12 protein-coding genes, 1 tRNA gene and 3 riboswitches are annotated in these 12125 nt (G+C 70.0%); of the genes, 5 read left to right on the plus strand and 8 right to left on the minus strand.

Going from position 1 to position 12125, the window contains the following annotated elements:
* Positions 1 to 35 precede the first annotated feature (35 nt).
* The 4 genes from HNQ58_RS04635 to HNQ58_RS04650 all read right to left on the minus strand — a co-directional run bounded on the left by HNQ58_RS04635 (position 36) and on the right by HNQ58_RS04650 (position 3202).
* On the minus strand, positions 36 to 1448 hold the full coding sequence (locus HNQ58_RS04635; RefSeq protein ID WP_425504152.1) for a M28 family peptidase: 1413 nt from the start codon (positions 1446 to 1448) through the stop codon (positions 36 to 38).
* 138 nt (positions 1449 to 1586) lie between these two features.
* Complete coding sequence (mscL, locus tag HNQ58_RS04640; RefSeq protein ID WP_221301148.1) at positions 1587 to 1988, minus strand: large-conductance mechanosensitive channel protein MscL; 402 nt, start codon at positions 1986 to 1988, stop codon at positions 1587 to 1589.
* A gap of 153 nt (positions 1989 to 2141) precedes the next feature.
* A complete protein-coding gene (locus tag HNQ58_RS04645) occupies positions 2142 to 2837 on the minus strand; it encodes a fumarylacetoacetate hydrolase family protein (RefSeq protein WP_183947631.1) in 696 nt (231 codons plus the stop codon).
* An 89-nt stretch (positions 2838 to 2926) separates the two neighbouring features.
* Positions 2927 to 3202, minus strand: coding sequence for a hypothetical protein (locus HNQ58_RS04650; RefSeq protein WP_183947632.1), 276 nt, complete (start codon positions 3200 to 3202; stop codon positions 2927 to 2929).
* Between the two features lie 60 nt (positions 3203 to 3262).
* On the opposite strand from HNQ58_RS04650, the gene HNQ58_RS04655 reads away from it, so the two are divergent.
* Positions 3263 to 3631 carry a Rieske (2Fe-2S) protein gene (locus HNQ58_RS04655; protein WP_183947633.1) on the plus strand — a complete coding sequence of 123 codons (369 nt, stop codon included), beginning with the start codon at positions 3263 to 3265 and terminating at the stop codon, positions 3629 to 3631.
* A gap of 65 nt (positions 3632 to 3696) precedes the next feature.
* Here the strand turns inward: HNQ58_RS04655 and HNQ58_RS04660 are convergent, their stop codons facing one another.
* The 3 genes from HNQ58_RS04660 to HNQ58_RS04670 are packed head-to-tail and all read right to left on the minus strand — an operon-like array spanning position 3697 to position 7133.
* On the minus strand, positions 3697 to 5553 hold the full coding sequence (locus tag HNQ58_RS04660) for an SLC13 family permease (protein ID WP_183947634.1): 1857 nt from the start codon (positions 5551 to 5553) through the stop codon (positions 3697 to 3699).
* Between the two features lie 36 nt (positions 5554 to 5589).
* On the minus strand, positions 5590 to 6324 hold the full coding sequence (trmB, locus tag HNQ58_RS04665) for a tRNA (guanosine(46)-N7)-methyltransferase TrmB (RefSeq protein ID WP_183947635.1): 735 nt from the start codon (positions 6322 to 6324) through the stop codon (positions 5590 to 5592).
* A gap of 14 nt (positions 6325 to 6338) precedes the next feature.
* Positions 6339 to 7133 carry a thiazole synthase gene (locus HNQ58_RS04670; RefSeq protein WP_183947636.1) on the minus strand — a complete coding sequence of 265 codons (795 nt, stop codon included), beginning with the start codon at positions 7131 to 7133 and terminating at the stop codon, positions 6339 to 6341.
* A gap of 142 nt (positions 7134 to 7275) precedes the next feature.
* Positions 7276 to 7350: riboswitch (cyclic di-GMP riboswitch) on the plus strand.
* Between the two features lie 31 nt (positions 7351 to 7381).
* Positions 7382 to 7477: riboswitch (cyclic di-GMP riboswitch) on the plus strand.
* A 31-nt stretch (positions 7478 to 7508) separates the two neighbouring features.
* Positions 7509 to 7596: riboswitch (cyclic di-GMP riboswitch) on the plus strand.
* A 67-nt stretch (positions 7597 to 7663) separates the two neighbouring features.
* On the opposite strand from HNQ58_RS04670, the gene HNQ58_RS04675 reads away from it, so the two are divergent.
* Entirely contained in the window at positions 7664 to 10111 is a 2448-nt protein-coding gene (locus tag HNQ58_RS04675) for a hypothetical protein (protein WP_183947637.1), read from the plus strand.
* 117 nt (positions 10112 to 10228) lie between these two features.
* Here the strand turns inward: HNQ58_RS04675 and thiS are convergent, their stop codons facing one another.
* The gene (thiS, locus tag HNQ58_RS04680; protein WP_183947638.1) at positions 10229 to 10429 is read right to left on the minus strand and encodes a sulfur carrier protein ThiS; all 201 of its coding nucleotides are present in this window, start codon (positions 10427 to 10429) and stop codon (positions 10229 to 10231) included.
* 65 nt (positions 10430 to 10494) lie between these two features.
* Here thiS and HNQ58_RS04685 point away from each other — a divergent pair.
* The 3 genes from HNQ58_RS04685 to rimK all read left to right on the plus strand — a co-directional run bounded on the left by HNQ58_RS04685 (position 10495) and on the right by rimK (position 11982).
* Positions 10495 to 10568, plus strand: a tRNA-Gly gene (locus HNQ58_RS04685).
* A 58-nt stretch (positions 10569 to 10626) separates the two neighbouring features.
* Positions 10627 to 11082 (plus strand): ATP-dependent zinc protease family protein, encoded by a 456-nt coding sequence (locus tag HNQ58_RS04690; RefSeq protein ID WP_183947639.1) that lies wholly within the window; start codon positions 10627 to 10629, stop codon positions 11080 to 11082.
* Positions 11083 to 11088: 6 nt separating this feature from the next.
* Positions 11089 to 11982, plus strand: coding sequence for a 30S ribosomal protein S6--L-glutamate ligase (rimK, locus tag HNQ58_RS04695; RefSeq protein ID WP_183947640.1), 894 nt, complete (start codon positions 11089 to 11091; stop codon positions 11980 to 11982).
* The last annotated feature ends 143 nt before the right edge of the window (positions 11983 to 12125 follow it).

The raw sequence follows: 12125 nt of genomic DNA on the forward strand, positions 1-12125 counted from the left end.
TGGCGCGGAGGCTGGTGCGGTGGGGCGTGCCCCGGTCAACGGTTTTGCACGGCCTCGCGCGGCGCGCTGCCGAAATCGCCCTCGGCCTCCGCCGCCAGGTAGGCGAAGGCGGCGTAGGCGGCGACCTGCTGGTCGAGCGCCTCGGGGTCGATCTTGTCGAGGGTGTCGTCCGGGGTGTGGTGGTAGTCGAAGTAGTCGCTGCCGTCCTGGGCGAGCTGCGCCCAGGCCATGCCGCGCTGCGCCAGCGGGATGATGTCCGGGCCCGGGCCGCCGACGCCGCGCTCGGTGACGATGCCCAGCGGCGCCAGTACCTGGCCGATGCGCTCGATCGCGTCCCAGGCCGAGTCCTTGACACCGGCGCGCAGGGCGTAGATGCGCCCGGCCCCGAAATCGCTCTCGGCGCCGATCAGGTGCCGGGTGATCGCGTCGGCATGGCGGGCGGCGTAGGCGTAGGCGCCGAGCAGGCCGATCTCCTCGGCGCCCCAGGCGATCACCCGCACGCTGCGACGCGGCCGCTGCGTCTTGTCGAGCTGGCCGATCAGCGCGCCGGCGGCCATGGTGATGGCGATACCGGCGCCGTCGTCGAGCGCGCCGGTGCCGAGGTCCCAGGAGTCCAGGTGGGCGCCGATCACCACCACCTCGTCGGGGCGCTCGCGTCCGGTGATCTCGCCGATCACGTTGTGGGTGGTGTGTTCGCCGATCGTGCCGGCCTCGAAGTCCAGCCGCAGCCTGACCGGCTGGCCGCGCGCGAGCAGGCGCAGCAACTGGTCGGCGTCGGGGTTGGACAGGGCGGCGGCCGGGATCTTCGGTACGTCGTCCACGTAGCGCATGTTGCCGGTGTGCGGGAAGCGCGCCGAGTTGGTGCCGATCGAGCGGATGACGATGGCCTTGGCGCCGAGCCGGGCCGCTTCCACCGCGCCGTTGCTGCGCGCGACCACCGCCGGGCCGTAGCCGCTGCCGTCGATGAAGCGTTCCATGCGGTTGCTGATGAAGGCGATCTTGCCTGCCAGGCTGCCCTCGGGCGCCTCGCGCAGCGCCTGCAGGGTGGGGAACTCGGCGATCTCCGCTTCCAGCGCGCCGTCGGTGCCCACGCTGCCGCCCAGGGCGGTGATCACCAGCGGCTGGGCGAAGGCGCCGACCACCTCGGCGCGCGCGTGACCACGCCGCCAGACCGGGATGGTCACCGGCTCGGTCCAGACCCGGTCGAAACCCAGCGCCTTGAACTTCGCGACCGCCCAGGCCACCGCGCGGGCATCGGCCTGGCTGCCGGGCAGGCGCGGGCCGACGGTGGTGGTCAGGTCCTCGACGATGTCGAAGGCCGGCGTGCCGGCCAGCGCCCTGTCGCGCAGCGCCTCGGCGATCGGGATGGCGCGCTCGGGGATGCGGGTGGGCGTGTCCGCCGCGGCGGTGGCGGCAGTGAGGACCAAGGCCAGGCCAAGCATGCGCAGCATCGACGAGCTCCTGGAAAAACGAACGCCGGCATCTGCCGGCGTTCGCGAGTGTAGCCCATGCCTGCGGGCCGGGACCGGTGACGAAAGACACACTCCGGGCCAGCGCCGGGACAATGCCGGACGGGCCTGGCCCGCTCAGCGCGACTTGAGCGCGTCGCGGATCTCGGTGAGCAGCCTGACCTCGGCGCTGGGCTCGGGCGGCGGCGCGGGCGTGGCTTCCTCCTTGCGCTTGAGGCGGTTCATGACCTTCACCACCACGAAAATGGCGAAGGCGATGATCACGAAGTCGATCACCGTCTGCAGGAAGGCGCCGTAGCGCAGCAGCACCGGCTCGCCGCCATCCACGCCCTCGCGCAGGGTGATGGCGAGGTCGCCGAAGTGCACGCCGCCGACCAGCAGGCCGATCAGCGGCATCAACAGGCCGTCCACCAGCGACGAGACGATCTTGCCGAACGCGGCGCCGATCACGATGCCGACCGCCAGGTCGACCACGTTGCCGCGCATGGCGAATTCCTTGAACTCCTTCATCAGGCTCATGGTGCTCCCCTCTCGGATCCGGGCCGGGTTGCCCGTGGGCGGCAATCTACATGGCCGGCACGCGGCGTGACGATGCTCGCTGCGGGAGGGGGTGAGACGCGACCGGCCGCCGCGGGGTCTTCCGGGGCACGGCTTATGCCGTCTGCGCAAGCCTCAGGCGGCGAAGCCGCCGGCGAACTCGACCAGCCCGTCGATGCCGGCGCGGAAGCGGTCGCCCGGCCGCAGCGCGGCGACGCCGGCCGGGGTGCCCATGAAGACGAGATCGCCGGCCTTGAGGTCGTACAGCGTCGACAGCGCCTGGATCACCTCGGCCACGCCGAACACCATCCGGTCCAGCGTCGCCTGCTGGCGCAGCTCGCCGTTGACCTCCAACCACAGCCGCCGCTGTGCGATTGCGCCGGCCTCGGTTGCCGGCACGATCTCGCTCACCGGCGCGGAGCGGTCGAAGCCCTTGGCGGTGTCCCAGGGCAGGCGCTTGTCCTTGGCGATAGCTTGCAGGTCGCGGCGGGTCAGATCCAGGCCGACGCCGTAGCCGAACACCAAGTCGAGCGCGGACGCGAGCGGTACCTCGCCGTCGGCGTCGCGGCCCAGCGCGACCACCAGTTCCACCTCGTGGTGCAGGTCGGCAGTGCCGCGCGGGAAGGGCATGTCGCCGCCGCCGGGCACCACCGCATCGGCCGGTTTCATGAAGAAGGTGGGCGTGCCGCGCTCCACGCTGGCGCCCATCTCCTTCGCATGCTCGGCGAAATTGCGGCCCACGCAGTAGATGCGGTGCACCGGAAAGCGTGCGGCGGTGCCGCGCACGGCAAGGCTGGGGATGGCGGGGGCGGGAAAGAGGTAGCGGCTCATCCGTCAGGGCGGGACGGCAGGGCGGGACGGGCGGGGGCGCCCGGGGCGGCGACCGGTCGAGGCGAGCGCGACCGCGGCAGGACGACGGCTCAGCGCGAGGCCAGCGGCGGGTGGTGCTTGCGGACGACGGTGTACTCGCCGTCGATCACGCCACCCTCGGCGGCGGCCGGACGGCTGCGGCGGAACAGGGCCCCGCCGATGCGCCAGAGCGCGGCGGCGGCCAGCATCGCCAGCCCGAGGAACAGTCCGCCGACCACCAGCAGCGCCAGCACGCCGACGCCCACCAGCCCCAGGAACACGCGCAGCAGCGGGTGGCGGGGCTTGCGGAACTCGAAGCGGGTCCAGGTGGATTGGAATCGCGACATGGCGGCTGACCGGCTGTGGGACAATGGCGCGCCCCGGGTGGGGCGTCGCGCGGACCCCGAATGCTACAGAGTGATGACGAGGCAGTCGTGAGAACTTCGTTAAGCGCCATCGATCAGATTCCGGACGGCGGCGCGACCGAAGTCGAGGCCGAGGTGCAGGGCGTGCCCGAGTCGCTGATCCTGGTCCGCGAGGGGATGCAGGTGGCGGCCTTCCTCAACATCTGCCCGCATGCCGGCCGCCGGCTGGACTGGGCGCCGGGGCGCTTCCTGATCGACAAGGGGCGGCTGGTCTGCGCCGCCCATGGCGCGACCTTCGAGCGGATGAGCGGCGAGTGCGTGGCCGGGCCTTGTCGCGGCCAGTCGCTGCGCGCGGTCGCGGTCGAGGTGCGCGACGGCCAGATCTGGCTGGCCGAGCCGCATGCGCGGTAAACCCGGCCCAGGTCCTGCTGGCAGGGTGTCCGCGCCACATCGCGGCGCAGGCCAGGCCCGGCGTTTCAGAACATCAGATTGACCACCAGCAGCACCACCGCCAGGTAGAGCAGGGTCAACGGCAGGCCGACCCGCAGCAGGTCGCGCGGCCGGTAGCCGGCCGGGCCGGCGATCACCGACAGCACCGGGTTGGAGGCGCTGAGGAAGTTGTTCGATGCCGACAGCGCGACGATCAGCGCGAACACGGTCGGATTGCCGCCGACCGCGATGGCGAAGTTGATCGCCATCGGCACCATCACCACGGTGGCGCCGACATGGGTGATGACCAGTGCGAACAGCGTGGTGAGCAGACCGACCGCGGCCTCCAGCACCCAGATCGGCCAGTCGCCGCCCAGCCGGGTGAGCACCTGCTGCGACACCCAGGCCGCGGTGCCGGTGGCGTCCATCGCCCAGCCGAGCGGAATCAGCGAGGCCATCAGGAAGACGGTCTTCCAGTTGATCGCGCTGTAGGCCTCGTCCATGTTCAGCACGCCCAGCACCAGCATGCCGACCGCGCCGGTCATCAGCGCCACCGGCACCGGCAGCTCGGCCGACAGCGCCAGGCCGAGCGCCACGGCGAACACCAGCAGCGCGTGCCAGAGCTTGTGCGGTCGCTGCTCCTCCTTGGGGTAGTCGGTGACCACGACGAAGTCGCGGCTCTCGGCGGCGGCGGCCAGGTCCTGCCAGATGCTGTGGAAGACCAGCATGTCGCCGGCCTTGATCGGCATGTGGCGGATGTCTTCGCGCCAGACCTGGCCGTCGCGGTTGATCGCCAGCAGGCTCAGGCCGAACCGCTTGCGCAACTGCAGCTCGGCCTGGGTCTTGCCGATATAGCGCGAGGTCGGCGGCACCACCGCCTCGGAGATGCCGGCGCGGCTGGGGTTGAACAGGTCGCCGAAGTGGCGCAGCCGTGGCGACACGCGCAGCAGGTTGTTCTGCGCGTAGTCGTTGATTTGCTCGCGGGTGCCCATCACGCCGAGCACGCTGCCGACCCAGATCATGGTGTCGGCCGGCGGCGCCAGCCGCGACTCGTTGCCGCTCTTGATCGCCAGGAACAGTGGCGCGCCCTTCTGTGCCTCGGCCTCGCCCACCGACATGCCGACCAGCGGGCTCTCGGAGGTGACGGTGAGCTCGAACACATCGCCCTCGATGCCGTAGGCCTGGGCGAAGTAGCTCTCGGTGCGTGCCGGGGTGACGTTCTTGTCCTCGCCGACCAGCCACTTGCGGCCGACCAGGCGGAAGAACAGCAGGCCGAGCAGCAGCAGGGCGAGGCCGATCGGGATCGGCGCGAACATGGTGAACGGCTGCAACGTGGCCACGCCCGGCGGCAGGTTGCGGTTGGCCGAGAGCAACAGGTCGTTGAGCATGATCAACGGCGAGTTGCCGACCATGGTCAGGCTGCCGCCCATCACGATCGCCACGCCGATCGGCAGCAGCAGGCGCGACAGGGCGATGCCGGTGCGCGCCGACAGGCGTGAGGCGACCGGCAGGAACAGCGCCGCCGCGGAGGGGTTCTGCATCACCGAGGAGACGCCGCCGGCAATCGCGGAGGTGAGCAGGATCAGCCGCTCCTCCATGCCCCGGGACACGCGCAGCAGCCACACCGCCAGGCGGTTGAGCGCGCCGGTGCGGTCCAGGCCGGCGCCCAGGATCATCGTGGCGATCACCGAGATGACCGCGTTGCCGGCGAAGCCGTCGAACAGCTGGTCGGCCGGGACCAGGCCGAGCAGGCCGAGGGCGACCAGGACGATCAGCGCGGTGACGTCGGGCCGCAGCTTCTCCACCATGAACATCACCATGGTGAAGCCCACCAGCCCGAGCACCAGCATCATCTCGGTGGTGAGCGCCAGGCCGGCGGGGCCGATGTCCAGGCCGATCTCCATGGCGTTGCCGCGCGTGCCTCCCCCGGTTCGGTTGCGTCAGATGCGGTCGTAGAGCAGATCCCACACCCCGTGGCCCAGCCGCAGCCCGCGCGCCTCGAAGTGGGTCTGCGGACGCCACGGCGGCCGCGGCAGGTGGCCGCCCGGGCCGGCCCGGTTGCGCAGGCGCGGCTCGGCGTCGAGCACCTCCCACATGTGCCGGGCATAGTCGGCCCAGTCGGTCGCCAGGTGCAACAGCCCGCCCGGACGCAGCCGTTCTGCCAGCAGCGCGGCGAACCCGGGCTGAATCAGCCGGCGCTTGTGGTGGCGCTTCTTGTGCCACGGGTCGGGGAAATAAATGCGGATCTCGTCGAGGCTGCCGGGCGCGATCTCCTGGCCGAGCACCTCGACCGCGTCGTGGCAGTACACGCGCACGTTGTGCAGGTCGGCTTCGGCCAGCGCGTTGAGCAGGCGGCCCACGCCGGGGCGGTGCACCTCGACGCCGATGAAGTCGCGCGCCGGCTCGTGCTCGGCGGCATGGCGCAGCGCCTCGCCGTTGCCGAAGCCGATTTCCAGCACCCGCTCGGCGTGGCGGCCGAAGACGGCGTCGAAGTCGCGCGGCCGGCCGGTGTAGTCGAGCCCGTAGCGCGACCAGTGCGTCGCGAAGGCGCGCTCCTGCGCCCCGGTCAGCCGACCCTGGCGCAGCACGAAGCTGCGTACCTGGCGGCGGCCGGGTTCGCCGGTGAAGGGCTTCTTCGGGCCGTCGGGCGGGGTGCTGGACTCGTCGGCGGACATCCGTGTCGTCCGCCTCAGAAGAAGGTGCCGTCGAGCGGCGACGAGGCGCTGGCGTGGCGCTTGCGCGGAATGCGGCCGGCGAGGAAGGCCTCGCGGCCGGCCTCGACCGCCTTCTTCATCGCGCTCGCCATCAGCACCGGGTGCTTCGCCCCGGCGATGGCGGTGTTCATCAGCACGCCGTCGCAGCCCAGCTCCATCGCGATGGCGGCGTCCGAAGCGGTGCCGACGCCGGCGTCGACCAGGATCGGCACCTTGGCGTTCTCGACGATCTCCAGCAGGTTCCACTTGTTCTGGATGCCCAGGCCCGAACCGATCGGCGCGGCCAGCGGCATCACTGCCACACAGCCGATCTCTTCCAGCCGCTTGGCGACGATCGGATCGTCCGAGGTGTAGACCATCACCTGGAAACCCTCGGCCACCAGCGTCTCGGCGGCCTTGAGCGTCTGCACCACGTCCGGGAACAGGGTCTTGGGGTCGCCCAGCACCTCCAGCTTCACCAGCGCATGGCCGTCGAGCAGCTCGCGCGCCAGCCGGCAGGTGCGCACCGCGTCCTCGGCGCTGTAGCAGCCGGCGGTATTGGGCAGCAGGGTGTATTTCGACGGCGGCAGGACGTCGAGCAGGCTGGGCTGGTCCTTGTCCTGGCCGATGTTGGTGCGGCGGATGGCGACGGTGACGATCTCGGCGCCGGCGGCCTCGGTGGCCAGGCGGGTTTCCTCGAAATCCTTGAACTTGCCGGTGCCGGTGAGCAGGCGAGAACGGTAAGTCTTGCCGGCGATCACCAGCGGGTCGTGCGGGGCGTTCTGATTCATGTTTGTGCAGCGCGGGGCAGGCGTCCATGGTACCAGCGCCGCCCATCCGCTGCCCACGCGCCGTTCGTCGGCAACGGACGATCCCGCGCTTGTGGCGATGGCCGGGCTGGCGTTGTATTCGCGTCTACCTGAAGCGGGTGGTTCCGACAAAGGGCAAGGCCGCAACGGCCGCGCAAAGCCACGGGCCGGGAGCGATCCCGACGGCCGGGCTGCCTGAACCCTCACCAAGGTGGCGCGGCGTCCCCGCGCGGTCGACAAGGCACACCCGGCGCGAGCCGGGGCCGCAAAGCCAAGGGTCCTGGAATCCGATGTCCCCCTGTTCCCAGGACAGCCCGGCTCCCGAATCCGCCGGAGACGCGCGCGTCTCGGATTAGGTCTCGTCAAGAGCACACCCGGCGTGAGCCGGGGCCGCAAAGCCGACGGATGCTCCCCGACCCCCGGGGGGGATGGCCGGGCTGCCGAGCGTGGAACAGGGGTTCCGGGGCGGCACAAACCACGCACCCGGACTCCGCGTAAGGAGTCCTGAGACCATGAAACTTCCCAAACTGACCCATGGGGCGCTGGCGGCCGCATTGGCCGTGTTCGCACTGGGCACGGGCAGCGCGTACGCCACCCATGTGGATCCCATTCTCGTGGCCGGCAATCCCAACTGCCCCAGCCAGGGCTTCGGGATCGGCTTCAAGCCCCAGCCCGAGCCGCCACCGGCCGGCACCTACACCATCCCGGGCACCAGCCACACTCTCACCATCACCTACGTCAGCACCTCGTCGGGCCAGACCTTCGACTGGACCTCGACGCTCGGCATGGACGCGGTGATCGTCAAGGGCGGCCCCAACGCCAACCTCTACGTCTACAACCCGCCGGCGGCCAGCCTGGGCGACACCGGGCTGCATGCGCCGGTGAACCCGAACGGACAGTACGCTGGCGTCAGCCACATCGAGTTCTGTCTCGGTGAGGAACTCGAGCCCAACATCGTCGCCGACAAGCAGATGAGCGGCGAATGGGAGCGCGAGTGGACCTGGGAGCTCGAGAAGACGGTCAGTCCGAACGTGCTCGACCTGTTCGTCGGCGACAGCCACCAGGTCAAGTACACCATCACGACCAGCGCCGAGGCGGCGGTGACCTATCGCCTGAGCGGCACCATCGTGGTGACCGACAGCACCACGCCCAGCCAGGTGCAGAGCTTCGCGGCCTTCGCCGACGTGCTGACCCTGTACGACGCCGCCGACAACGTCGTGGCCACGCTGGACACCACCGGCGGGTCGGCGCTCGACCAGAAGTTCGCCGCCGCGCACAGCGGCTGCGACCAGCTCAGCATCTCGGGCACGCAGATCTTCAGCTGTTCGTTCGCACTGGAGCTGACCGAGGCCGATATCGCCAACCTGGCCGACGTCCGTCGTGCCGCGAACGAGGCGGTGGTCGAGTTCAACTTCCCGAGCGGCGTCCTGGGCGCGAGCGACACGGCCGAGTACACGTTCAATGCCAGCCCGGACATCGAGATCGACGAGCAGCTGAACGTCGTCGATCCGGATCTGCCGGCGCTGAACCACGTGGCCAATGCCCCGGCCGGCAGCGAAGTCTCGGCGAACGCGACCTACACCTGCGACGCAGGCGACCGCCGCGTGACCAACACCGCGACCGGTACCGCCAACGACAGCGGCGACGAGGTCAGCGACAGCGCGCACGTCGACATCTACTGCCGCGAGGTCAGCATCGAGAAGACCGCCGATGCCAAGTTCGACCGCACCTACCGCTGGGAGGCCGACAAGTTCGTGCTCATCTCGGCCGCCAAGTTCGCCGAGCTGGATGCCGAGTACGCCGACACCTGCGAGCTGATCGAGGGCGGCGACCACGACGGCAAGTACAAGTGCGAGAAGAGCCTGGTCACGCTGGGCAACAGCCAGACCCTGGGCGTCGAGTACCTGGTGGAGGTCGAGCCGTTCATCGACTTCGACGACAACTACCGGATCACCGGCAACATCGTCATCAGCTGGCCGCAGGCGCAGCATGGCGGTGCGGGCCCGGATCTGCTGCTGCCGCCGAGCGACGTGATCACCTTCCTGGGCGGCGCGACGGTGAATCCGAGCGTGAACTGCGGCGACCCGGTGCTCGACGCGGGCATCTTCACCCGGACCTGCAGCTACGAGTACCAGAGCGACACCGTGCCGGCGCTGAGCGGCCAGAACGCCGCCACCGTGACGCGCAACGTGAAGTGCTACAACGATCAGGGTGTGGCCAGCAACTGCGGCACGCAGGCCATCGGCCCGGCGACGGCGAACTTCACCTTCGCGCTGGACGGCACCACCAACGCCTGCGTCGAGGTCGTGGATTACTTCAACAACGACCTGGTGGGCGACGTGATCGACGCCAACGTCTGTGCGGCCAGCTCCTTCGTGGTGAGCCTGTACAGCGTCAGCGCCAACGATGTCGACGACTACGCGGTGAGGGACGAAGAGAATTGCCTGTGGACCGTGCCCAACATCGTCATCCTGTTCAGCAAGGACAGCGACGACGAGTGGGTGTCCAGCCAGGCGGACATCGACGTCTCCGTGCCGAGCCTGTGCCAGACCGGTTGCACGCTCACCCCAGGCTACTGGAAGACGCACTCGGTCTACGGGCCGGCGCCGTACGACGCCACCTGGGCGCTGATCGGCGAGGACACGCCATTCTTCCTGTCCGGCCAGACCTGGTACCAGGTGCTGTGGACGCCGCCGACGGGTGGCAACGCCTACTACATCCTGGCGCACGCCTACATCGCGGCCACGTTGAACACGCTCAACCTGAGCAACCCGGCGATACTCTCGGGCGACCAGCTGGCCGCGTACAACTTCGCGACCTCGGTGTTGAGCAGCAATACGCCTGCCCAGATCGGCGCGCTGCGCGGCAACAGCGCGCTGCGCAACCAGATCATCGCGGCCGCCGGCGTGCTCGACGCCTGGAACAACGGCATCACCGGCCCCGGCCACTGCGACGAATGACATCCTGTTGACTTTGCGCACGTGACCACGTGTGCCCCCAGCCCCGGCGACGCCAGTCGCCGGGGTTTTTTTCGTGTGGTGCCGTGCGCTTTCTGCCGGCGCCCCTGCCAGGCCGCCTCACCCGCCGCCGATGGCGTGCACGATCTCCACCCGGTCGCCGTCGGCGAGGCGGTGCTCGGCGTGGCGGCTGCGCGGGACGATCTCGCGGTTGACCTCGACCGCGACGCGGCGCTCGGCCAGGCCTTCGCTGGCCAGCAGTTCGGCGATGGTGGGGGCGGCGGGCCATTCGCGCGCCTGGCCGTTGAGGACGATCTGCATGGGGTTCCTGCCGGTGCTGCGCCGCGTTGCGCGGCCCCTGGCCCGCTGGGCATAATCGCCGCATCGCGGGTGTCGTCTAATGGTAAGACAACAGCTTCCCAAGCTGTGAACGTGGGTTCGATTCCCATCACCCGCTCCAGATGCGACGGCGACCCGGTGGGGTCGCCGTTTTTCGTTGGCGCAGGCACGGGGCTGACATGGCCGCAGGCGCAGGGACGGGATTGATCGTGCTGGGCTGGCGCGAGTGGGTCGCGCTGCCGGCGCTGGGCATCGCGGCGATCCGCGCCAAGGTCGACACCGGCGCGCGCTCGTCCTCGCTGCACGTGGACAGGCTGGCGACCTTCGAGCGTGACGGCACCGAGTGGGTGCGTTTTTCCATCGACACCGGCGTCGACGGTGCGCCCGAGGCCAGCGCCGAGGCTCCGGTCGCGGACCGCCGGCCGGTGACCGATTCGGGCGGCCACACCACCCGGCGCATCTTCATCCGCACCCGGCTGGCGCTGGCGGGCGCGGATTACGAGATCGAAATCAACCTGACCAACCGGCGCAACATGCTGTTTCCCATGCTGCTCGGCCGTACCGCGCTCGCCCGGCGCTTCCTGGTCGATGCGGCGCATTCCTTCCTGCAGGGCGATCCTCCGCCCCTCCGGTGATCCGGTGTGAAACTCGCCATCCTCTCCCGCAACGCCACCCTGTACTCCACCCAGCGCCTGGTCGAGGCCGCGCGCGGGCGCGGCCACAGCGTGCGCGTGCTCGACCCGCTGCGCTGCTACCTGCGCATCGCGCCGGACGGCTTCCAGATGCATTACAGGGGCCGCGAACTGGCCGACTACGATGCGGTGATCCCGCGCATCGGCGCCTCGGTGACCTTTTACGGCACGGCGGTGCTGCGCCAGTTCGAGATGATGGGCAGCTACACGCCCAACTCTTCCGACGCCATCCTGCGCGCCCGCGACAAGCTGCGTGCGCACCAGCTCCTGGCCAAGGCGGGCATCGGTCTGCCGGCGACGGTGTTCGGTGACAACCCGGACGACATCGCCGACCTGCTGCGGATGCTCGGGCCCCCGCCGCACGTCATCAAGCTCAACGAGGGCACCCAGGGCAACGGCGTGATCCTGGCCGAGCGGCTCAGCGCCTCGCGCAGCGTGATCGAGGCCTTCAGCGGCCTGTACGCGAACTTCCTCGTGCAGGAGTTCATCGGCGAGGCCAAGGGGGCCGACCTGCGCTGCTTCGTGGTCGGCGGCAAGGTGGTGGCGGCGATGCGGCGCAAGGCGAAGAAGGGCGAATTCCGCTCCAACCTGCATCGCGGTGGCAGCGCCAGTGCGGTGAGTCTCAGTCAGGACGAGACGGAAACGGCCGTTCGGGCCGCCAAGGCGATGGGCCTGAACGTGGCCGGCGTCGACCTGATCCGCTCCCGGCGCGGTCCGCTGGTGTTGGAGGTCAATTCCTCGCCCGGCCTGGAGGGCATCGAGGGCGCCACCGGACTGGACGTGGCCGGGGCCATCATCGACTACGTGGCCTATCGGGTGAAGCGGCAGAAGGCGCCCCGCTGAACTCCGGTTCCGGCATCGCCCGGTCAAGGAAGGCCTGAACGAGTCCATCCTGGACTTGCCAGCCCACGCCGCGTCCGGCGCATGTCCGGACGCGGCTACGACGAATCAAGCACTTGCGTGCTTGATCCGCGGGCCGGCCATCC

The organism is Rehaibacterium terrae (genome assembly GCF_014202935.1).
Taxonomy (GTDB): domain Bacteria; phylum Pseudomonadota; class Gammaproteobacteria; order Xanthomonadales; family Xanthomonadaceae; genus Rehaibacterium; species Rehaibacterium terrae.

Excerpts from the sequence above, each read along its gene's own strand:
- mscL (WP_221301148.1), bottom strand. The coding sequence starts at position 1,988 with ATGAGCCTGATGAAGGAGTTCAAGGAATTCGCCATGCGCGGCAACGTG.
- HNQ58_RS04645 (WP_183947631.1), bottom strand. The coding sequence starts at position 2,837 with ATGAGCCGCTACCTCTTTCCCGCCCCCGCCATCCCCAGCCTTGCCGTG.
- HNQ58_RS04650 (WP_183947632.1), bottom strand. The coding sequence starts at position 3,202 with ATGTCGCGATTCCAATCCACCTGGACCCGCTTCGAGTTCCGCAAGCCC.
- HNQ58_RS04655 (WP_183947633.1), top strand. The coding sequence starts at position 3,263 with ATGCTACAGAGTGATGACGAGGCAGTCGTGAGAACTTCGTTAAGCGCC.
- HNQ58_RS04660 (WP_183947634.1), bottom strand. The coding sequence starts at position 5,553 with ATGGAGATCGGCCTGGACATCGGCCCCGCCGGCCTGGCGCTCACCACC.
- trmB (WP_183947635.1), bottom strand. The coding sequence starts at position 6,324 with ATGTCCGCCGACGAGTCCAGCACCCCGCCCGACGGCCCGAAGAAGCCC.
- HNQ58_RS04670 (WP_183947636.1), bottom strand. The coding sequence starts at position 7,133 with ATGAATCAGAACGCCCCGCACGACCCGCTGGTGATCGCCGGCAAGACT.
- HNQ58_RS04675 (WP_183947637.1), top strand. The coding sequence starts at position 7,664 with ATGAAACTTCCCAAACTGACCCATGGGGCGCTGGCGGCCGCATTGGCC.
- thiS (WP_183947638.1), bottom strand. The coding sequence starts at position 10,429 with ATGCAGATCGTCCTCAACGGCCAGGCGCGCGAATGGCCCGCCGCCCCC.
- HNQ58_RS04690 (WP_183947639.1), top strand. The coding sequence starts at position 10,627 with ATGGCCGCAGGCGCAGGGACGGGATTGATCGTGCTGGGCTGGCGCGAG.